The sequence below is a fragment of the Enterobacter cloacae complex sp. genome (genome assembly GCF_900322725.1).
GTDB classification, from domain to species: Bacteria; Pseudomonadota; Gammaproteobacteria; order Enterobacterales; family Enterobacteriaceae; genus Enterobacter; species Enterobacter quasihormaechei.
On the sequence record NZ_LT991957.1, the window covers coordinates 2260921 to 2282158 of the forward strand.

Consider the following 21238-nt stretch of genomic DNA (forward strand, 5'->3'; position numbering starts at 1 on the left):
GGTTATTGCGCGCCAAGAACGGCCTCGACACCGTTAACATAGCTTTCAATTGCATACGCGTTGCAGACATTCTGGTGCGCGGCTGCGGCGAGCCGGGCGCGCAGAGCAGGATCCTGCCAGATATTATCCAGATGTTGAGCAAGTTGCGACACATCGCTCCACGGGAACAGCAGCCCGGTCGACTCGTGGTCGATCAATTCTGCCGTGCCGGTCACCTTTGAGCCAATCACCGGAATGTTCAGCAGCATTGCCTCCAGCACGACGCGGGGCAAACCTTCGCTCTTCGAAGCCAGAATAAACGCGTCAAAGGTGGCGAGATAGTCAAAAGGCGTATTCTGGAAACCGGTAAAAATGACGTGCTCAGCAATCCCCAGCGCGTCAGCCTGCGCCGTCAGCGCGCCGCGTTCAGCCCCTTCACCGACCAGCACCATCTTCCATTTTGCCTGCGGGTGCTTCTGGTTGAACTGGGCCAGCGCCTCCAGCGTGTGATGGTTGGCCTTGCGGGGGATTAACGATCCAATGCTGCCAAACACAAACGTGTCGTCATCAATGTTCAGACGCTGGCGCATGGCGCGTCGGTCGGGCAAAGGCTGGTGGATGTCGATGGCGTTGTTGACCGTGGTGCACAGCGCTGGCCGGACGCCATGCTGAAGAAGCACGCGTTCAACGCCGTGCGAGACGGCGATAATTTTTGTGGCGTGGGCATTCACCAGCTTCACCAGCGGCGGGGTCAGCACCGGTTCAATCCGGCAGTGCTGGATTATCCGCGCATGCAGGTTTGCGCCCGCCAGATACCCTTCTTCGTTAGAGCCCGGCTGGTTGTTCATGTACAGCGTATCGAAACCGCCTTCCCTGAAAATCGTCTCGATCTTGCTGACGTTGGGCCGGATGCGCCAGAGCGTATCAATATGTCGGGTAAACGCCTTGCGGGCGCTGCGCGAGAAAAACAGCAGGCCACGGCCCAGCTCTTTCGCAACCTTCGCCCAACCGGGCTGCTTTTGCTGCGGAATGACAATTAACGGGATGCCAATGCCGTTCAACACCTGGCCGATGGTTTCCCCTTCGGCCCGGCTGTAATCGCTGTAAAAACAACAGGTAATATCAAACTTCTCGCGGTTAATCCGCTTCAGAAGCTCGAGCATGCTGTTGGTGCCTCCTCCCCACTCTTTACCGGTATCGAGGAGCAGAATTTTGTGTCGTTGCGGCATCTTTCTACCTTAATCGCCTGTCACTGGGTTGGGCTCGCTGCTGTTTTTTTCCCCCAGCCCTGCCACTGGTGCTGGAAGTACTGCACCAGCGTACTCTGGCTTACGCTTTCGCCAATTACCGTGAAGAAGCGGGTGGCATACACCGGTTCAGGCGGCTGCTTCAGCGTGCAGTTCTTCACGCCACGGAACGGGTTACGCGGCTGCGTTGCGGGCGGTTGCGCACTACCCGGGCGAGAGGTATCCACCTGAGGTTCGTTGAGCAGATCGCTCGGACGCACCAGCGTGATATCGGCGGGTAAGCCCGGTAACATTTGCTGCAAAACGCGAACGGTAGACGGATGCGGGTGCCCGATGGCAATCGCCGAACCGTTACGGCGCGCCAGCTGAACCGCGCGGTTGAACTGCACGCGGATATCCGCTTCGTTCTGGGAGTCGTCCAGGAAGACTTTGCGCTTGATGACCTTCACCCCCGTACCCTGAGCGGCACGCATCGCCTGGCTGTTGCCAATGGTCATGCTGTCGAGGAAATAGAGATTGTAACGCTCCAGCGCCTGCATCACCTTCAGCATACCGTACAGGCTGGAGGTCATCGCGCTGCCCATATGGTTATTCAAACCCACGGCATACGGCACTTTATTGTACGCATCGCGGATGATGCGATCGATCTCGTCGCTGCTCATGTCCGGGCGCAGGGTATCTTTTTCCAGCGGCTGCTTGCTGAGGGGAGCCATCGGCAGATGGATGAGGACCTGATGGCCGCCATTGTGTGCTTTGGTCGCCATTTCATGCGCGTGAGGCGCATTCGGCAGGACGGCAACAGAGATGGCTGACGGCATCGCCAGCACCTGATTTTCATAGTGTGGTCGATAACCGAAGTCATCAATCACAATCGCGAGTTTGCCTGCATAAACCGGTGCAGCCAGCGCCAGTGCGCTGGCGACGGAAAAAACAATTCGACGAAATTGAAGCAAAACTTATCTTCCCAACCACGGCTGTGGATTGACCGCCTGACCCTGACGACGAATTTCGAAATAGAGTGACGGGCGGCCCTGACCGCCACTGCTGCCCACAAGGGCAATGGGTTGACCGGCGCGCACCTGCGTGCCGACGCTGACCAGCGCGCTCTGGTTGTAGCCGTAAAGACTCATGTCGCCTTTACCATGCTCGACCACCACCACGAGCCCGTAACCCTGTAGCCAGTCGGCCAGGATCACGCGGCCATCGGCGATGGCTTTCACTTCGCTACCTTCAGACGCACCGATAACGATCCCCTTCCAACGTAGCTCACCCTGCAACTGTTCGCCATAGCGATGCAGGATCGTACCGCGAACGGGCCAGTAGGCCTGACCACGAGGGGAACCGAGGCCGCCGGTACGCGACATCAGGGAACGTTCATTTTCAGTCGGCTTGTAGGTGGTGCCTTTCCGGGAGGCTTCCTGCTGCTTATTACGCACCGCCTGCGCTTCGCGCGCTTCTTTTTCAGCGCGCGCTTTGGCTGCGGCTTCTGCCCGGGCGATGCTGTTACGCAGTTTCGATTCGTTGGCACGCATTTCGCTCAGCTGGCTTTGTCCTGCCTGGATAGAGGACTCCAGCCCGGCGAGCGTCTTCTTACGCTCATTGCGCGCCTGCTCAAGCTTCTCCTGCTGCGCCTGCTGATCGTAGAGTAGCGTTTGCTGCTGGCTCTGCTTCTCTTCCAGCTCGGCTTTTTGCGTGGTGACTTCTTCGCGCGTCTGTTTCAGCTGCGCAATGGTCTCCTGACGAGCCTGGTTGAGATAGCCGAAATAGGCCTGTAAACGCTGACCGCGCTGGCTCTCTTCACCGCTGAGGATCAGCTGAAGGCCAGTGTGTTCACCCTGACGGAAAGCGGCATCAAGCTGTGCAGCCAGGTTGCGTTCCTGGGCGTCACGCTGACGCTCCAGTTTCGCAATCGACGCGTTCATTTCATCGATTTGCTTATTGAGCTGGGCAAGGGTGTTTTGCGTTTCACGCAGCTTACGCGCAGCGGCGGAAATGGCCTCTTCCTGCTTTTTAAGCTGGGCAAGCAGGGCAGAACGCTGTTGCTGCTGCTGGCGTACCGCACGCTCTTTGGCGGCGATATCGGCCTGAATGGATTTGAGCTGGTCGCGGTCATCCGCGTGGGCGGATGCGGCGCACAGCAATACGCCAGCGCTGAGTGCGCTGGCGCAAAGCAGAGGTCTGACTGATAACCGAAGCGGCTTCACGACCCATGTGATTGAAAAAATCGCCTTTCCCCTCATGGGGAGCGATTATTCCACGATGAACAGCGGCTTGCCAGTCATCTCTTCAGGGATTTCCATACCCATCAGCGACAACATGGTTGGCGCGATGTCGGAAAGCTTACCGCCTTCCACTGCTTTCACTGATTTATCACCCACATAAATCAGTGGAACCGGCAGGTTGGTATGGGCGGTATGCGCCTGACCGGTTGCCGGGTCACGCATCTGTTCTGCGTTACCGTGATCGGCGGTGATCAGCAGCTGGCCTCCCACGGATTCAACCGCTTTTGCGACCTGCTCTACGCAGTGGTCCAGCGCCTCAACCGCCTTAATGGCGGCTTCCATCACGCCGGTGTGACCTACCATGTCACCGTTCGGATAGTTACAGATGATGGTGTCGTATTTACCGCTTTCGATTGCGGCCACCAGTTTTTCGGTCAGCTCCGCAGAGCTCATTTCTGGCTGGAGATCGTAAGTCGCGACTTTCGGCGAGTTGATCAGGATGCGGTCTTCGCCTTTGAACGGCTCTTCTACGCCGCCGTTAAAGAAGAAGGTCACGTGCGCATACTTCTCCGTTTCAGAGATACGCAGCTGGGTTTTATCGTTTTTCGCCATCCACTCGCCGAAGGTATTTTCCAGCGACGCTGGCGGATACGCGCAGGGGGCCTTGATATCCGCTGCATACTCGGTCAGCTGGATGAAATCGAGCTTCGCCACTTTCTTACGGGCGAAACCGTCGAAATCACTGTTGACGAAAGCACGGGTGATTTCGCGCGCGCGGTCAGCGCGGAAGTTCATGAAGATCAGCGCATCGCCATCTTCCATGGCGGCATCGGCCTGGCCTTCAGCGCGGATCACGGTTGCTTTCACGAATTCGTCGTTTTCATCACGCGCGTAAGCCGCTTCCAGACCTGCGACGGCGGTCGGGAACTGGAATTCACCTTTTGCCAGGGTCAGCAGATCGTAGGCTTGCTCAACGCGGTCCCAGCGGTTATCGCGGTCCATCGCATAGTAACGGCCAATGATGGACGCCACGCGGCCTTTGCCCAGTGCGGTAAATTTCTCTTCAAAGGCTTGCAGCGAGCCCTTAGCGCTGCGTGGCGGCGTATCGCGACCGTCCAGGAAGGCATGCAGATAGATTTTTTCCGCACCGCGTTCAGCGGCCAGTTCAACCATCGCCATGATGTGATCTTCGTGGCTGTGAACGCCGCCCGCAGAGAGCAGGCCCATAATGTGAACAGCCTTGCCTGCGGCGACAGCTTTATCCACTGCTCCGGTGAGCGTTGGGTTGGCAAAGAATGTACGTTCTTTGATTTCAACATCCAGGCGCGTCAGGTCCTGATAAACGATACGGCCTGCGCCCAGGTTCACGTGACCCACTTCAGAGTTGCCCATCTGACGGTCCGGCAGGCCGACTTCCAGACCAGACGCGTCAATCAGGGTGTGGGGACGTTTTGCCCATAGCGCATCCATTACCGGGGTTTTGGCGTTGAAAATGGCGTTATCCTGCTGATCTTCACGGTAGCCATAGCCATCCAGAATCACCAGTACCATAGGTTTTTTAGAAACCGACATTGCGACAACCTCATGCTCAAGAGACAAAAAATTTGCGTAATTTTACTACAGCTGAATCGATAAAATAGCCGCAGAAGATCAAAGAAAGCGTGGAGGCAAGGCCGTTCTCGGGCCATTTTGAGGCTTTTTTTTCGTGGCATGCCGCAGAAAATAGATTAGCTTTATGTCGCTGGCTGTATTTGCCACAGCGCACAGGTATACTCCTGTCCTGGTTTTTTTAATCACTTAGTCGGGAGTTGTTACCCCCCATGCAAGAAATTATGCAATTCGTTAGCCGCCACCCGGTTCTGAGCATCGCGTGGATTGGCCTGCTGGTCGCTGTACTGTTCACCACATTTAAGGGACTGACGTCTAAAATTAAGGTGATCACCCGCGGTGAAGCGACACGTCTGATCAACAAAGAGGACGCCGTTGTGGTTGATCTGCGTCAGCGCGACGATTTCCGCAAGGGCCATATCGCAGGTGCTATCAACCTGCTGCCAGCGGAAATCAAAGCGAACAACATTGGTGAGCTGGAGAAGCATAAAGCCCAGCCGATTATCGTTGTTGACGGCACAGGCATGCAGGCGCAGGAATCTGCCAACGCACTGCATAAAGCAGGCTTTGAAAACGTAACGGTGCTGAAAGAAGGCATCTCCGGCTGGAGCGGGGAGAATCTTCCTTTAGTGCGCGGTAAATAAGGAGTTAAGTGATGGCCAATATTGAGATCTACACCAAAGCAACGTGCCCGTTCTGCCACCGAGCGAAAGCGCTGCTGTCCAGCAAAGGCGTAACGTTCAAGGAACTGCCGATCGATGGTGACGCGATTAAACGCGAAGAGATGATCCAACGCAGTGGTCGCACAACGGTTCCACAGATTTTTATTGATGCGCAGCACATTGGCGGCTGTGATGACTTGTATGCGCTCGACGCCCGCGGTGGACTCGATCCGCTGCTGAGCTAGAGACTTTAGGACAATTAAAAAGGGTTTTTCCATGTCAGAACAAAACAACACCGAGATGACTTTCCAGATCCAGCGCATCTACACCAAGGATGTCTCTTTCGAAGCGCCAAACGCGCCGCACGTTTTCCAGAAAGACTGGCAGCCAGAGGTTAAACTTGATCTGGATACCGCATCCACCCAGCTGGCGGATGACGTGTATGAAGTCGTACTGCGTGTCACCGTGACCGCCTCTCTGGGCGAAGAAACTGCATTCCTGTGCGAAGTACAGCAGGGCGGTATCTTCTCCATCGGCGGCATCGAAGGCAACCAGATGGCGCATTGCCTGGGTGCATACTGCCCGAACATCCTGTTCCCGTATGCGCGTGAATGCATCACCAGCCTGGTTTCTCGCGGTACATTCCCGCAACTGAACCTTGCGCCAGTCAACTTTGATGCGCTGTTCATGAACTATTTGCAGCAGCAGGCTGGCGAAGGTGCCGAACAACATCAGGATGCCTGATGAGCACTGTTAATGCGTCAATGACTGTGATCGGTGCCGGCTCTTACGGCACCGCTCTTGCCATCACGCTGGCAAGAAATGGTCACGACGTGGTCCTGTGGGGCCACGATCCAAAACATATCGCGACGTTGCAACACGACCGCTGCAACGTGGCGTTTCTCCCGGACGTTCCGTTCCCTGACTCTCTCTATCTGGAAAGCGACCTCGCGACCGCGCTGGCGGCCAGCCGCAATATTCTGATTGTGGTGCCGAGCCATGTGTTTGGCGAAGTCCTGCGTCAGATTAAGCCGCTGATGCGTGCGGATGCGCGTATTGTGTGGGCGACGAAGGGGCTGGAAGCCGAAACCGGACGTCTGTTGCAAGACGTTGCCCGCGAAGCGCTGGGAACGGCGATCCCGCTGGCGGTGATCTCCGGGCCGACGTTTGCCAAAGAGCTGGCTGCCGGTCTGCCGACGGCGATCTCGCTGGCGTCCACCGACCAGGCATTTTCCGACGATCTTCAGCAACTGCTGCACTGCGGCAAGAGCTTCCGCGTCTACAGCAACCCTGATTTTATCGGCGTACAGCTGGGCGGTGCGGTGAAGAACGTCATTGCCATCGGGGCCGGGATGTCTGACGGCATCGGTTTCGGCGCGAATGCGCGTACGGCGCTGATCACCCGTGGTCTGACCGAAATGTCCCGCCTGGGCGAAGCGCTGGGTGCCGATCCGGCCACCTTTATGGGGATGGCTGGGCTGGGCGACCTGGTGCTGACCTGCACCGACAACCAGTCGCGTAACCGCCGCTTTGGCATGATGCTCGGACAGGGCAGCGATGTAAAAAGCGCGCAGGAGAAGATTGGTCAGGTGGTTGAAGGCTATCGCAATACCAAAGAAGTCCGCGAATTGGCGCACCGTTTCGGTGTCGAAATGCCAATAACCGAGGAAATTTATCAGGTATTGTATTGCGGAAAAAATGCGCGCGAGGCAGCATTGACCCTATTAGGTCGTGCGCGCAAGGACGAGCGCAGCAGCAATTAGCCGGGAAGTATCGTCACCTGAATGACCCAGCCAGCGCAGAACTGGCTGGTCATTAACTATCGTCTGGAGCAAGCAATGCCGTGTGAAGAACTGGATATCGTCTGGAATAATATTAAAGCCGAAGCCCGCGCTTTGGCCGACTGTGAGCCTATGCTGGCCAGTTTCTATCACGCGACGCTACTCAAGCACGAAAACCTCGGCAGCGCCCTGAGCTATATGCTCGCCAATAAGCTGGCTTCCTCCATCATGCCTGCTATCGCCATTCGTGAGGTGGTGGAAGAGGCCTACGCCGCAGACCCGGAAATGATCGCCTCTGCCGCCTGCGACATTCAGGCCGTACGCACGCGCGATCCGGCGGTGGATAAATACTCCACGCCGCTGCTGTATCTCAAAGGTTTTCACGCCTTACAGGCGTACCGCATCGGCCACTGGTTATGGAATGAGGGACGCCGCGCGCTGGCTATCTTCCTGCAAAACCAGGTTTCTGTGACTTTCCAGGTCGATATTCACCCGGCGGCGAAAATTGGCCGCGGGATCATGCTCGATCACGCCACCGGCATTGTTGTCGGTGAAACGGCGGTGATTGAAGATGATGTGTCGATCCTGCAATCCGTTACGCTGGGCGGTACCGGTAAAACCAGCGGAGATCGCCATCCGAAAATTCGTGAAGGGGTGATGATTGGCGCAGGCGCCAAAATCCTCGGCAATATTGAAGTCGGACGCGGCGCGAAGATTGGCGCGGGGTCGGTTGTGCTCCAGCCCGTACCGCCGCATACCACCGCCGCTGGCGTCCCGGCGCGCATCGTCGGTAAGCCAGACAGCGATAAACCGTCGATGGATATGGATCAGCACTTCAACGGTATTCACCACACCTTCGAATACGGCGACGGCATTTAAACGCGGAATAGCCAGATAAAAAAAGCCCGGTGAGTCAATGCACCGGGCTTTTGATTAGTTGCGGTATAACACTTTGATAATGTGATAGCCGAACTGCGTATGCAGTGGGCCGGTTGGCTCCAGCACCGGGCAGGAGAAAACCACTTTATCAAACGCCGGAACCATCTGGCCCTGGCGGAACTCGCCTAAGTCACCGCCGCGTTTGCCTGACGGGCAAATCGAGTGTTTCTTCGCCAGTTTGCCGAAATCGGCGCCGTTTTTAATCTGTTCGAGAAGATCCTGTGCCAGTTTCTCTTCTTTAACAAGGATATGCAGTGCTGCTGCTGTTTTTGCCATGATCGTGCCTTGAGTCAACGAGTTTACGATCGGTATACTACCACGCGTTTTTCCTCCTCTCCCCACTTTCATTGAGCGATCACTTATGCGTTTAAACCCCGGACAACAACAAGCCGTCGAATTCGTCACCGGACCCTGCCTGGTGCTGGCGGGAGCGGGATCCGGTAAAACACGTGTGATCACTAACAAAATTGCCCACTTAATTCGCGGTTGTGGCTACCAGGCGCGCCATATCGCGGCGGTCACCTTTACCAACAAAGCGGCGCGTGAGATGAAAGAGCGCGTCGGCCAGACCCTGGGCCGTAAAGAGGCGCGCGGGCTGATGATCTCCACTTTCCACACGCTGGGCCTGGATATCATTAAGCGTGAATACGCGGCGCTGGGCATGAAGTCCAACTTTTCGCTCTTCGATGACACCGACCAGGTGGCGCTGCTTAAAGAGCTGACGGAAGGGCTGATCGAAGATGACAAAGTGCTGTTGCAACAGCTGATCTCGACGATCTCGAACTGGAAAAACGATCTCATGACGCCGGCCCAGGCAGCGGCGAGTGCCAAAGGCGAGCGCGATCGTATCTTTGCCCACTGCTACGGTCTGTACGATGCGCATATGAAAGCCTGCAACGTACTGGATTTCGACGATCTGATCCTGCTGCCGACGCTGCTGCTTCAGCGGAATGAAGAGGTGCGCGAGCGCTGGCAGAACAAAATCCGCTACCTGCTGGTGGATGAATATCAGGATACCAACACCAGCCAGTATGAGCTGGTGAAGCTGCTGGTAGGACAGCGTGCGCGTTTCACCGTTGTTGGCGATGACGATCAGTCCATTTACTCCTGGCGCGGCGCACGTCCGCAAAACCTGGTGCTGCTGAGCAAAGACTTCCCGGCGTTGCAGGTGATCAAACTGGAGCAGAACTACCGTTCTTCCGGGCGCATCCTGAAGGCGGCGAATATCCTGATTGCCAATAACCCGCACGTCTTTGAGAAGCGCCTGTTCTCCGAGCTGGGTTACGGTACCGAACTGAAAGTGCTCAGCGCCAACAATGAAGAGCACGAAGCGGAGCGCGTAACGGGTGAGCTGATTGCCCATCACTTCGTCAACAAAACCGACTATAAAGACTACGCGATCCTCTATCGCGGTAACCACCAGTCGCGCGTTTTTGAAAAGATGCTGATGCAGAACCGCATTCCCTACAAAATCTCCGGCGGCACGTCGTTCTTTTCGCGTCCGGAAATCAAGGATCTGCTGGCCTACCTGCGCGTGCTGACCAACCCGGATGACGACAGCGCTTTCCTGCGCATCGTGAATACGCCGAAACGCGAAATTGGCTCTGCGACGCTGCAAAAGTTGGGCGAGTGGGCGATGACCCGCAACAAAAGCCTGTTCACCGCCAGCTTCGATATGGGGCTGAGCCAGACCCTGACCGGGCGCGGCTATGACGCCTTAACCCGCTTCACCCACTGGCTGGGTGAAGTGCAGCGTCTGGCCGAGCGCGAGCCGGTGGCGGCGGTACGCGATCTGATCCACGGCATTGATTACGAATCCTGGCTCTATGAAACCTCCGCCAGCCCAAAAGCGGCTGAGATGCGCATGAAAAACGTTAACCAGCTCTTCAGCTGGATGACCGAAATGCTTGAAGGTTCAGAGATAGACGAGCCGATGACCCTGACGCAGGTCGTCACCCGCTTCACGCTGCGCGATATGATGGAGCGCGGCGAAAGTGAAGAAGAGGCCGACCAGGTCCAGCTGATGACGCTTCACGCGTCCAAAGGGCTGGAATTCCCGTACGTCTATCTGGTGGGGATGGAAGAGGGCTTACTGCCGCACCAGAGCAGCATTGATGAAGATAACGTCGACGAAGAGCGCCGTCTGGCCTACGTGGGGATCACCCGTGCGCAGAAGGAGCTGACGTTTACGCTGTGTAAAGAGCGCCGTCAGTACGGTGAGCTGGTGCGCCCGGAGCCGAGCCGTTTTCTGCTGGAGTTGCCTCAGGACGATCTTATCTGGGAGCAGCAACGTAAGGTCATTACCGCGGAAGAGCGCATGCACAAAGGCCAGGCCAACGTGGCAAACATTCGCGCGATGCTGGCAAAAGCCAAAGAGAAGGGATAACGGTTTGTAGGCCGGGTAAGGCGAAGCCGCCGCCCGGCACGCTTCAAAGGGTCACTTCACCTCAAGCGCCCAGTGCACATAGCTCTGCCACTGGAACTCCTGCTCAACCAGTTCTGCGCCAAGCGGGTGATTTTCAAGCCAGTTTTTCGGCAACGTCAGCGTCAGTTTCTCATCGTCTGCCACCAGCGTAATGTCTGGCAGCAAATCATCACGACGGCGGCTGGCAAACAGGATCGCCAGGCGCAGCAGACGGCACAGATGCTCGGCCACGCGCGGCGGCACGGCGTTCTGCTGGTGAAGTGAAGAGAGATCGACGGCGTTGGTCTGATTCAGCAGCAGGGTGGCCAGCAGCTTCTTCTGTGCGGGCGTATAGCCGGGTAAATCGAGATTTCGTACCAGCCAGGCCGCGTGCAGCGGTGCCTGCTTGTACTCCACGCTGAGACCAATTTCATGTAGCGCACAGGCGCTTAGCAACAGATCGCGGCTTAATGGTTCAATATCCCAGCTAGTTTTCACCTGATCGGCAAAAAGTGACGCCAGCTGACTTACTCTTTGCGCCTGGTCGGTATCAACAATAAAGCGTCGCTGAACATTACGCAGCGTACGGCTACGGATGTCCTGATCGACCGACTGGTGCAGCATTCCGTAAACCAGACCTTCACGCAGCGCACCGCCTGCCAGCGTCATACACTGGATATTCAGCTCGGTGAAAATGGCGATCAGGATGGCGAGCCCGCTTGGGAAAACCAGCGCGCGTTCGAGCGTCAGCCCCTCAATTTCAAGCTCTTCCAGGCGTCCACACTGAATGGCGCGCTGTTTAAGCTGCTGGAGCTTGGCAAGGGTGATCCGCTCGTCCATGCCCTGCGCCATCATGATTTCCTGCAACGCCTGAACGGTGCCGGAAGCCCCGACGCAGACTTTCCAGCCGTGATAGCGCAGCTCATCCATGCCCGGGCGCAGCACTTCACGCGCTGCGTTTTCCGCCTCGTCGAAATTCTCTTTGGCAAGGTTTCGATCGGTAAAGTAGCGTTCCAGCCAGGTCACACAGCCCATCGACAGGCTAAAGAGCGAGGTCGCCTGTGCGCCCGTGCCCGTGACCAGTTCGGTACTGGCGCCACCGATGTCCACCACCAGACGGCGATCGTCGCCACCGGTCGTGTGCGCCACGCCCTGATAAATCAGGCGCGCTTCTTCTTCACCGCTGATGACCTGCACCGGACAGCCCAGAATTTCCTGCGCTTTGGCAATGAAATCGCCAGCGTTAACCGCCAGACGAAGGGTCGCCGTGGCAACAACGCGAATTTGACTGAGCGGGATATCCTGCAAACGTTCTGCAAACAGACGCAGGCACTGCCAGCCACGTTCCATGGCTTCAGGGGAGAGGTGGTTGTCGCTGCTCAGGCCCGCCGCGAGGCGGACCTTGCGCTTAATGCGCGTCAGCGTTTGTATGCTTCCCGCCACCTCGCGCACAACCAGCATATGAAAACTGTTGGAGCCGAGGTCTATTGCCGCATAAAGCGAGGTGGAGCTGAGCATATTTTCTTAACCTGAACGACGACGGTTACGCGGTGCGCCGCCGGAACGACGCGGACCATTGCCGGGGCGTGGGCGGGTAAGGCGCTTAGGCGGCGGCAGTTCGCTTAACAGCGCGTCCGGATTGTATTTGCTCTGTGGAATAGAGTGACCGATGTAGGTCTCAATGGCCGGAAGATTCAGCGCATACTCTTCACACGCCAGGCTGATGGAGTGACCGCTTGCGCCGGCACGACCGGTACGACCGATACGGTGTACATAGTCTTCACAGTCATCTGGCAGATCGTAGTTAAAGACGTGCGTCACGGCTGGAATGTGCAGGCCACGGGCCGCCACGTCGGTCGCGACCAGAATATCGAGATCGCCACGGGTAAATTCGTCAAGAATGCGCAGGCGTTTTTTCTGCGCCACGTCGCCGGTCAGCAAACCTACGCGGTGACCATCTGCCGCCAGGTGGCCCCAGATATCTTCACAGCGATGTTTGGTGTTCGCGAAGATGATCGCGCGATCCGGCCACTCTTCTTCGATCAGCGTTTGCAGCAGGCGCATTTTCTCTTCATTAGAGGGATAGAAGAGCTCTTCTTTAATGCGGTGCCCGGTTTTCTGCTCCGGTTCCACTTCCACATACTCGGCGTTGTTCATCTGCTCGAAGGCGAGTTCACGCACGCGGTATGACAGGGTTGCGGAGAACAGCATGTTCAGACGCTGGTTTGCGGCAGGCATACGACGGAACAGCCAGCGGATATCTTTAATGAAGCCCAGATCGTACATGCGGTCTGCTTCATCAAGCACGACAACCTGGATTGCGCCGAGGTTGATATGGTTCTGTTTGGCGTAGTCGATAAGACGGCCGGTGGTTCCAATCAGGATATCCACGCCGCTTTCCAGCACCTTAAGCTGCTTATCGTAGCCGTCGCCGCCATAGGCCAGGCCAAGCTTCAGGCCGGTGGCTTGCGCCAGTGGCTCAGCGTCTGCGTGGATCTGTACCGCCAGTTCTCGCGTCGGGGCCATAATTAGCGCGCGCGGCTGGTTAACTTTGCGGTCTGCAATCGCTGGGTGAGAAAGTAAATAATGAAACGTTGACGTTAAAAACGCCATCGTTTTGCCAGTACCGGTTTGCGCCTGCCCTGCAACGTCGCGACCGGCCAGCGTCAGCGGCAGGGCGAGAGCCTGAATGGGCGTGCAGTTATGAAACCCTTTAGTTTCAAGGGCTTCGATCACCTTTGGGTGCAGGGCGAAGTCGGAAAACTTCTGTTCTGTTAAATGTGTTTTGCTCATAGTGTGGTAGAATATCAGCTTACTATTGCTTTACGAAAGCGTATCCGGTGAAATAAAGTCAACCTTTAGTTGGTTAATGCGACATCAACACGTCGTTGGTGGTGACAAAACCAACGTACCAGGCTTATTCCTGTGGAGTTATATATGAGCGATAAAATTATTCACCTGACTGACGACAGTTTTGACACGGACGTACTTAAAGCTGACGGGCTGATCCTCGTTGATTTCTGGGCTGAATGGTGTGGTCCTTGCAAAATGATCGCTCCGATTCTGGATGAAATCGCTGACGAATATCAGGGCAAACTGACCGTTGCCAAGCTGAACATCGACCAGAACCCGGGCACCGCGCCAAAATACGGTATCCGTGGCATTCCGACCCTGCTGCTGTTCAAAAACGGTGACGTGGCGGCGACCAAAGTGGGCGCACTGTCCAAAGGTCAACTGAAAGAGTTCCTGGACGCTAATCTGGCGTAAGGTTTCTCAGCTGAGCGTTCAGAGCGCCTAATTAATGGCGAGCTCTGGACGCCCGGCTTTAGTCGTGCTAAGTTAGCTATGACTACGTTTTAAACATATCTTGTTGTTTGAATCTTGTTTTACCCGATACTTCCCGTTGTTAATGTAAACAGTGCGTGAAGTTGCTAGATTCCGGGCTTGTCACTCAATCCGTCTTGTCGTTTCAGTTCTGCGTTCTTTCCCTGTGACCAGACAGCGAACAGACATGAGGTGATGGCCGCTAAACAGGCATGGATGACCCTGCCATACCATTCACAACATTAAGTTCGAGAATCACCCCGAGTTTAAGAACCCACACCATTATGAATCTTACCGAATTAAAGAATACGCCGGTTTCTGAGCTGATCACTCTCGGCGAAAATATGGGACTGGAAAACCAGGCTCGTATGCGCAAGCAGGACATCATTTTCGCCATCCTGAAGCAGCACGCTAAGAGTGGCGAAGATATCTTTGGCGACGGTGTGCTGGAGATACTGCAAGACGGATTTGGTTTCCTCCGCTCCGCAGACAGCTCCTACCTCGCCGGCCCTGACGACATCTACGTATCCCCTAGCCAAATCCGCCGTTTCAACCTCCGCACTGGTGACACCATTTCAGGTAAGATTCGTCCTCCTAAAGAGGGTGAACGCTACTTTGCGCTGTTGAAGGTTAACGAAGTTAACTACGACAAACCGGAAAACTCCCGCAATAAGATCCTGTTCGAGAACTTAACGCCGCTGCACGCGAACTCTCGCCTGCGCATGGAGCGTGGTAACGGGTCTACTGAAGACTTAACCGCTCGTGTGCTGGATCTGGCATCGCCAATTGGTCGTGGTCAGCGTGGTCTGATTGTGGCACCGCCAAAAGCCGGTAAAACCATGCTGCTGCAAAACATTGCGCAGAGCATTGCTTACAACCATCCAGACTGTGTGCTGATGGTGCTGCTGATTGACGAACGTCCGGAAGAAGTGACCGAGATGCAGCGTCTGGTGAAAGGTGAAGTGGTTGCGTCTACCTTCGACGAACCGGCTTCTCGCCACGTTCAGGTTGCGGAAATGGTTATCGAGAAGGCGAAACGCCTGGTTGAACACAAAAAAGACGTGATCATCCTGCTCGACTCCATTACCCGTCTGGCTCGTGCCTACAACACCGTAGTGCCGGCTTCCGGTAAAGTACTGACCGGTGGTGTGGACGCCAACGCCCTGCACCGTCCGAAGCGTTTCTTCGGTGCGGCGCGTAACGTGGAAGAGGGCGGTAGCCTGACCATTATCGCGACGGCGCTGATCGATACCGGCTCCAAAATGGACGAAGTTATCTACGAAGAGTTTAAAGGTACAGGCAACATGGAACTGCACCTTTCTCGTAAGATCGCAGAGAAACGCGTCTTCCCGGCCATCGACTACAACCGTTCCGGTACCCGTAAAGAAGAGCTGCTTACCACTCAGGAAGAGCTCCAGAAAATGTGGATCCTGCGCAAAATCATCCATCCAATGGGCGAAATCGACGCAATGGAATTCCTCATTAACAAACTGGCGATGACCAAAACGAACGACGATTTCTTCGACATGATGAAACGCTCGTAACGTAAATAATCCCAGCAAACGCCACGTTTTTACGTGGCGTTTTTTATTTATGGACTATACGCTATTACCACACACTCCCAATTTAGACCTGTCGGTGCGACAATAAGAAGGTTTGCACAGTCAAAGAAATAATTGATTGAAAAACATACAAAGGGAGTTGTGAGAAGCCATCTTTAATCCTTCTGAGGCAGAGGCTTCATGGTTATACTTCCGGGACTAACATTTGTTGAGAGCAATCCATTGTGAATCTACTCACTGCAGTAACTGAGCTGATCAGTATTTTTTTATTCACAACCTGTTTTTTGTTCATTGCGCGCAAGGTAGCAAAAAGAATTGGGTTAGTGGACAAACCGAACTTCCGTAAACGTCATCAGGGGCTTATTCCGCTGGTGGGCGGCATTTCGGTATACGCAGGCATCTGTTTCACATTCGGGATCGCGGATTACTATATCCCCCATGCCGCACTCTATCTGGCGTGTGCCGGTGTGCTGGTACTGGTCGGCGCCCTTGACGATCGTTTTGATATCAGCGTGAAGTTCCGCGCGACGGTACAGGCGGCTATCGGCATCATTATGATGGTGGTGGGCGGTCTCTATCTCAGAAGTCTGGGCTACGTGTTTGGTCCCTGGGAGCTGGTGCTTGGGCCATTCGGCTTCTTCCTGACGCTGTTTGCCGTTTGGGCAGCCATCAATGCCTTTAACATGGTTGACGGTATAGACGGCCTGCTCGGTGGGCTGTCCTCTGTTTCATTTGGCGCTATCGGCATCATTTTATGGTTTGACGGCCAGTACAGCCTGTCAATGTGGTGCTTTGCCATGATTGCCGCCATCCTGCCTTATATCTGCCTGAACCTGGGTGTGTTAGGGCGTCGCTATAAAGTGTTTATGGGCGATGCGGGCAGCACCCTGATTGGCTTTACGGTGATCTGGGTTCTGCTGGAGACCACCCAGGGCAAAACTCACCCGATAAGCCCGGTAACGGCTCTGTGGATTATCGCCATCCCGCTGATGGACATGGTCGCCATTATGTACCGCCGTCTGCGTAAAGGGATGAGCCCGTTCTCTCCCGATCGCCAGCATATTCATCATCTGATTATGCGTGCTGGCTTCACGTCTCGTCAGGCATTTGTGCTGATTACGCTTGCGGCTGCTATTCTGGCTGCGATTGGCGTTGCTGCGGAATACGCACATTTCATTCCTGAATGGGTAATGTTGGTATTATTCTTGCTAGCATTTTTCATGTACGGTTACTGCATTAAGCGTGCATGGAAAGTCGCGCGTTTTATTAAACGTTTAAAACGCAGGATGCGTCGGAACAGTGGCAAAAACACAACATTAACTAAGTAAAACCGGGACTATGATGACTCAACCGTTGGCGGGAGCGAAATCAGTGGGCACTGAGAACGAGCTGGATATTCGTGGTTTGTTTCGAGTGTTATGGCAAGGCAAACTGTGGATTGTGGGTATTGCATTGGGGTTCGCACTGTTAGCGCTTGCCTACACCTTCTTTGCAAAACAAGAGTGGAGCGCCACGGCAATTACAGACCGACCAACGGTGAATATGCTTGGAGGCTACTACTCCCAGCAGCAATTCCTGCGTAATCTTGATATCAAGGCCAATCTGGCGACCCCGGATCAGGCCTCGGTGATGGATGAATCCTACAAAGAGTTTGTGATGCAGCTGGCGTCGTGGGATACGCGTCGCGATTTCTGGTCCCAGACGGACTACTACAAGCAGCGCATGGTCGGGAACAGCAAAGCGGATGCCGCGCTGCTGGATGATTTAATTAATAACATTCAGTTTATGCCTGGCGATATGCTCCGTAATGTTAGCGACAGCGTGAAGCTGATTGCGGAAACGGCGCCGGACGCCAATAACCTGCTGCGTCAGTACGTTGCTTTTGCCAGCCAGCGCGCAGCAAGCCATCTGAATGACGAGCTGAAAGGCGCCTGGGCGGCACGTACAATCCAGATGAAGGCGCAGGTAAAACGTCAGGAAGAGGTCGCAAAGGCCATCTTCGCGCGACGCGTGCATAATATTGAGCAGGCGCTGAAGATTGCTGAACAGCACAATATTTCCCGTAGCGAAACGGATGTTCCGGCTGACGAACTCCCGGATTCAGAAATGTTCCTCCTGGGTCGCCCAATGCTTCAGGCACGTCTGGAAAATATCCAGGCGGTTGGCCCTGACTTTGACCTTGATTACGACCAAAACCGCGCCATGCTCAATACGCTCAACGTCGGTCCAACGCTGGACCCGCGTTTTCAGACCTATCGTTATTTGAGAACGCCTGAAGAGCCTGTAAAACGCGATAGTCCGCGTCGCGCCTTCCTGATGATCATGTGGGGGATTGTGGGCGCACTGACTGGCGCTGGCGTAGCGTTATTGCGTCGCCGCACAAACTAAGAACGCCGTCTACGATGAAGGCTGCGGCCTTCATCGTCTAATCGAAGAGAATCGATGTGAAAGTACTAACCGTATTTGGCACCAGGCCGGAGGCCATCAAGATGGCACCTCTGGTTCATGCGCTGGCCAGAGATCCTGACATTGAAGCGAAGGTGTGCGTAACTGCCCAGCACCGTGAGATGCTCGATCAGGTCTTAACCCTCTTTTCTATCGTTCCGGATTACGATCTCAATATAATGAAACCGGGACAGGGATTGACGGAAATTACCTGCCGTATTCTGCAAGAGTTAAAGCCTATCCTGGAGTCGTTCAGGCCTGATGTGGTGCTGGTGCATGGCGACACCACCACCACCGTGGCGACCAGCCTGGCCGCGTTCTATCAGCGTATCCCTGTGGGCCATGTCGAAGCGGGGCTGCGTACCGGCAATCTCTATTCTCCCTGGCCGGAAGAGGCCAACCGTACCCTCACCGGCCACCTGGCGATGTACCATTTTGCGCCTACCGAGAACTCACGTCAGAACCTGCTGCGAGAAAATATCAGCGACAGCAAAGTTTTCGTCACCGGCAATACGGTTATTGATGCGCTGATTTGGGTGCGCGACCGCGTACTGGCTAACAGCGAACTTCAGGCAGAACTCGCTGCGCGTTATCCGTTCCTGAATAACGGCAAGAAAACGATCCTGGTGACGGGCCACCGTCGCGAAAGTTTTGGCCGTGGCTTTGAGCAAATCTGCCACGCGCTGGCTGAAATAGCCGCGCAGAACGAGGATGTGCAGATTGTCTATCCGGTGCACCTCAACCCTAACGTCAGCGAACCGGTCAACCGCATCCTCGGCCACGTGGAAAACGTGCTCCTGATTGAGCCGCAGGACTATATGCCGTTTGTCTGGCTGATGAACCACGCCTGGCTGATCCTGACCGATTCTGGCGGCATTCAGGAAGAAGCGCCTTCTCTTGGCAAGCCGGTACTGGTGATGCGCGAAACCACCGAACGTCCGGAAGCGGTAACTGCCGGGACCGTCCGTCTGGTCGGAACAGACCCGCGTCGTATTGTCGAAGAGGTCACGCGCTTACTGCATGACGATGAAGAGTATCAGGCGATGAGCCGCGCCCATAACCCGTACGGGGACGGGCAGGCTTGTGGCCGTATTTTGCACGCACTTAAACACAATCGGGTAACGCTATGAGTTTTACTACCATCTCTGTTGTTGGTCTTGGCTATATCGGACTGCCTACTGCGGCGGCCTTTGCCTCTCGTCAAAAGCAGGTTGTTGGCGTAGATATCAACGCGCACGCGGTGGAAACCATCAACCGTGGCGAAATTCATATCGTGGAGCCTGACCTCGATCGCGTGGTGAAAAAAGCGGTGGACGGCGGCTTCCTGCGCGCCAGCACGACGCCGGTAGAAGCCGACGCGTACCTGATTGCGGTACCAACCCCTTTTAAAGGCGATCATGAGCCTGACATGGTTTACGTCGAGGCGGCGGCAAAATCCATTGCGCCGGTGCTGAAGAAAGGGGCGCTGGTTATCCTTGAGTCCACTTCACCTGTTGGAGCCACCGAGCAGATGGCCCAGTGGCTGGCCGAGGCGCGCCCCGATCTCAGCTTCCCGCAGCAGGCGGGCGACCAGGCTGATATCAATATCGCCTACTGCCCTGAGCGCGTGCTGCCGGGCCAGGTAATGGTTGAGCTGATTAAAAATGACCGCGTGATTGGCGGCATGACCCCGGTCTGCTCCGCGCGCGCCAGCGAGTTATATAAGATTTTCCTTGAAGGCGAATGCGTGGTGACCAACTCCCGCACCGCCGAAATGTGCAAGCTGACCGAAAACAGCTTCCGCGACGTCAACATCGCGTTTGCGAATGAACTGTCGTTGATTTGCGCCGATCAGGGAATTAACGTCTGGGAACTGATCCGCCTTGCCAACCGTCACCCACGCGTAAACATTCTTCAGCCGGGGCCGGGCGTGGGTGGACACTGTATCGCAGTCGATCCGTGGTTTATCGTGGCGCAAAACCCGCAACAGGCACGCCTGATTCGCACCGCGCGCGAAGTGAACGACTACAAACCGCACTGGGTGATCAACCAGGTAAAAGCCACGGTCGCGGATTGCCTGGCCGACAGCGGCAAACGCGCCAGCGAGCTGAAAATCGCCTGCTTTGGTCTGGCATTCAAACCGAATATTGACGATCTGCGCGAAAGCCCGGCGATGGAAATTGCCGGGATGATCGCTGACTGGCACAGCGGTGAAACACTGGTGGTTGAGCCGAATATTCATGCGTTACCGGCAAAGCTTGCCGGTCACTGCACCCTTACCGCACTGGATGACGCGCTGGCGACGGCGGATGTGCTGGTACTGCTGGTGGATCACAATGCGTTTAAAGCGGTCTCCGGTGATGCCGTACGTCAGCAGTATGTTGTTGATACTAAAGGCGTGTGGCGTTGAGTATCCTCCACGGCGTGCTGGAACCCCTTGAGTGGGAAAGCACATTCTTTGCGCGCCCCTCAGCGATAGTGCGTCTGCGCGAAAATGCCCCTGCGTTGCGGGAAGCCGACTTCGGCGCCTGGCCGCGCGTGCAGGCTAAGATCCCGGCAGACCGGGCCGATATGCTGGACGCGCTCCAGCAGCACGGATTCCGGCTGGTTGAGGGTGAGGTTGACCTCTCTATTACCGTGGCCCGCCACGACTCACCGGGCGCGGAAATTGCATCAGAGCAGGATATTCCCGCGCTGCGCAACATGGCGGCGCTGGCATTCGCTCAGAGCCGTTTCCGGGCGCCCTGGTATGCGCCCGATGACAGCGGGCGCTTTTATGCCCAGTGGATTGAGAACGCGGTAAAGGGCACGTTTGACCACGTCTGTCTGGTGTTTCGTGCGCCGGAAGGTCCGATTGAAGGTTTTGTTTCGCTTCGCAGGCTCAACGAGCACGAGGCGCGCATCGGTTTATTAGCCGGACGCGGCATGGGCGAAAAACTCATGCAGGCGGCGCTGCACTGGGCGGAGCAACAGCGAGTATCAACGCTGCGGGTCGCGACCCAGATGGGCAACACCGCTGCGCTTAAACGTTATATTGCGAGTGGTGCCAGCATCGACGCCACCGCCTACTGGTTATACAGGTGACA

General features: G+C 55.7%; 20 protein-coding genes. 13 read left to right on the forward strand and 7 right to left on the reverse strand.

The annotated features are described in order from the left end of the window. Positions 1-2: 2 nt before the first annotated feature. The 4 genes from DBR02_RS11310 to gpmM are packed head-to-tail and all read right to left on the reverse strand — an operon-like array spanning position 3 to position 5020. Positions 3-1208, reverse strand: coding sequence for a glycosyltransferase (locus DBR02_RS11310; protein WP_102750783.1), 1206 nt, complete (start codon positions 1206-1208; stop codon positions 3-5). Between the two features lie 20 nt (positions 1209-1228). Next, positions 1229-2179 (reverse strand): divergent polysaccharide deacetylase family protein, encoded by a 951-nt coding sequence (locus DBR02_RS11315; protein WP_107534414.1) that lies wholly within the window; start codon positions 2177-2179, stop codon positions 1229-1231. Positions 2180-2182: 3 nt separating this feature from the next. After that, entirely contained in the window at positions 2183-3442 is a 1260-nt protein-coding gene (envC, locus tag DBR02_RS11320; protein WP_230373043.1) for a murein hydrolase activator EnvC, read from the reverse strand. 33 nt (positions 3443-3475) lie between these two features. Then, entirely contained in the window at positions 3476-5020 is a 1545-nt protein-coding gene (gpmM, locus tag DBR02_RS11325) for a 2,3-bisphosphoglycerate-independent phosphoglycerate mutase (protein WP_107534415.1), read from the reverse strand. Positions 5021-5268: 248 nt separating this feature from the next. Here gpmM and DBR02_RS11330 point away from each other — a divergent pair, with 248 nt between their 5' ends. The 5 genes from DBR02_RS11330 (at position 5269) to cysE (ending at position 8378) form a co-directional block, all read left to right on the forward strand. Continuing rightward, a complete protein-coding gene (locus tag DBR02_RS11330; protein ID WP_003860840.1) occupies positions 5269-5700 on the forward strand; it encodes a rhodanese-like domain-containing protein in 432 nt (143 codons plus the stop codon). 11 nt (positions 5701-5711) lie between these two features. Next, positions 5712-5963 (forward strand): glutaredoxin 3, encoded by a 252-nt coding sequence (gene grxC, locus DBR02_RS11335; protein WP_003860837.1) that lies wholly within the window; start codon positions 5712-5714, stop codon positions 5961-5963. 31 nt (positions 5964-5994) lie between these two features. Beyond that, a complete protein-coding gene (gene secB / locus DBR02_RS11340) occupies positions 5995-6462 on the forward strand; it encodes a protein-export chaperone SecB (RefSeq protein ID WP_003860835.1) in 468 nt (155 codons plus the stop codon). Beyond that, positions 6462-7481 carry an NAD(P)H-dependent glycerol-3-phosphate dehydrogenase gene (gpsA, locus tag DBR02_RS11345; RefSeq protein WP_006812398.1) on the forward strand — a complete coding sequence of 340 codons (1020 nt, stop codon included), beginning with the start codon at positions 6462-6464 and terminating at the stop codon, positions 7479-7481. The genes secB and gpsA overlap by 1 nt, the downstream gene beginning before the upstream one ends. Positions 7482-7556: 75 nt before the next feature. Then, positions 7557-8378 (forward strand): serine O-acetyltransferase, encoded by an 822-nt coding sequence (cysE, locus tag DBR02_RS11350; protein ID WP_008502718.1) that lies wholly within the window; start codon positions 7557-7559, stop codon positions 8376-8378. Between the two features lie 54 nt (positions 8379-8432). Here the strand turns inward: cysE and ppiC are convergent, their stop codons facing one another. Next, positions 8433-8714 (reverse strand): peptidylprolyl isomerase PpiC, encoded by a 282-nt coding sequence (gene ppiC, locus DBR02_RS11355; RefSeq protein WP_006812396.1) that lies wholly within the window; start codon positions 8712-8714, stop codon positions 8433-8435. 85 nt (positions 8715-8799) lie between these two features. Here ppiC and rep point away from each other — a divergent pair, with 85 nt between their 5' ends. Continuing rightward, entirely contained in the window at positions 8800-10824 is a 2025-nt protein-coding gene (gene rep, locus DBR02_RS11360) for a DNA helicase Rep (protein WP_063868811.1), read from the forward strand. 51 nt (positions 10825-10875) lie between these two features. Here rep and gppA read toward each other — a convergent pair whose 3' ends face one another. Both gppA and rhlB read right to left on the reverse strand, forming a co-directional pair. Beyond that, positions 10876-12360, reverse strand: a complete 1485-nt coding sequence (gene gppA, locus DBR02_RS11365; RefSeq protein ID WP_107534416.1) for a guanosine-5'-triphosphate,3'-diphosphate diphosphatase — start codon at positions 12358-12360, stop codon at positions 10876-10878. A gap of 6 nt (positions 12361-12366) precedes the next feature. Beyond that, positions 12367-13635 carry an ATP-dependent RNA helicase RhlB gene (gene rhlB / locus DBR02_RS11370; RefSeq protein ID WP_063452156.1) on the reverse strand — a complete coding sequence of 423 codons (1269 nt, stop codon included), beginning with the start codon at positions 13633-13635 and terminating at the stop codon, positions 12367-12369. A 144-nt stretch (positions 13636-13779) separates the two neighbouring features. On the opposite strand from rhlB, the gene trxA reads away from it, so the two are divergent. The 7 genes from trxA (at position 13780) to rffC (ending at position 21236) form a co-directional block, all read left to right on the forward strand. Continuing rightward, positions 13780-14109, forward strand: coding sequence for a thioredoxin TrxA (gene trxA, locus DBR02_RS11375; RefSeq protein WP_006812392.1), 330 nt, complete (start codon positions 13780-13782; stop codon positions 14107-14109). 341 nt (positions 14110-14450) lie between these two features. Beyond that, positions 14451-15710 (forward strand): transcription termination factor Rho, encoded by a 1260-nt coding sequence (gene rho, locus DBR02_RS11380; RefSeq protein ID WP_001054528.1) that lies wholly within the window; start codon positions 14451-14453, stop codon positions 15708-15710. A 242-nt stretch (positions 15711-15952) separates the two neighbouring features. Then, positions 15953-17056, forward strand: coding sequence for a UDP-N-acetylglucosamine--undecaprenyl-phosphate N-acetylglucosaminephosphotransferase (gene wecA, locus DBR02_RS11385; RefSeq protein WP_001050933.1), 1104 nt, complete (start codon positions 15953-15955; stop codon positions 17054-17056). Between the two features lie 13 nt (positions 17057-17069). Further along, complete coding sequence (wzzE, locus tag DBR02_RS11390) at positions 17070-18116, forward strand: ECA polysaccharide chain length modulation protein (RefSeq protein ID WP_063868815.1); 1047 nt, start codon at positions 17070-17072, stop codon at positions 18114-18116. A gap of 56 nt (positions 18117-18172) precedes the next feature. Beyond that, complete coding sequence (gene wecB / locus DBR02_RS11395) at positions 18173-19303, forward strand: non-hydrolyzing UDP-N-acetylglucosamine 2-epimerase (RefSeq protein ID WP_063868817.1); 1131 nt, start codon at positions 18173-18175, stop codon at positions 19301-19303. Beyond that, positions 19300-20562, forward strand: coding sequence for a UDP-N-acetyl-D-mannosamine dehydrogenase (gene wecC, locus DBR02_RS11400; RefSeq protein ID WP_107534417.1), 1263 nt, complete (start codon positions 19300-19302; stop codon positions 20560-20562). Before wecB ends, wecC begins: the two co-directional genes overlap by 4 nt. Beyond that, the gene (rffC, locus tag DBR02_RS11405; protein ID WP_107534418.1) at positions 20559-21236 is read left to right on the forward strand and encodes a dTDP-4-amino-4,6-dideoxy-D-galactose acyltransferase; all 678 of its coding nucleotides are present in this window, start codon (positions 20559-20561) and stop codon (positions 21234-21236) included. Before wecC ends, rffC begins: the two co-directional genes overlap by 4 nt. Positions 21237-21238: the final 2 nt, after the last annotated feature.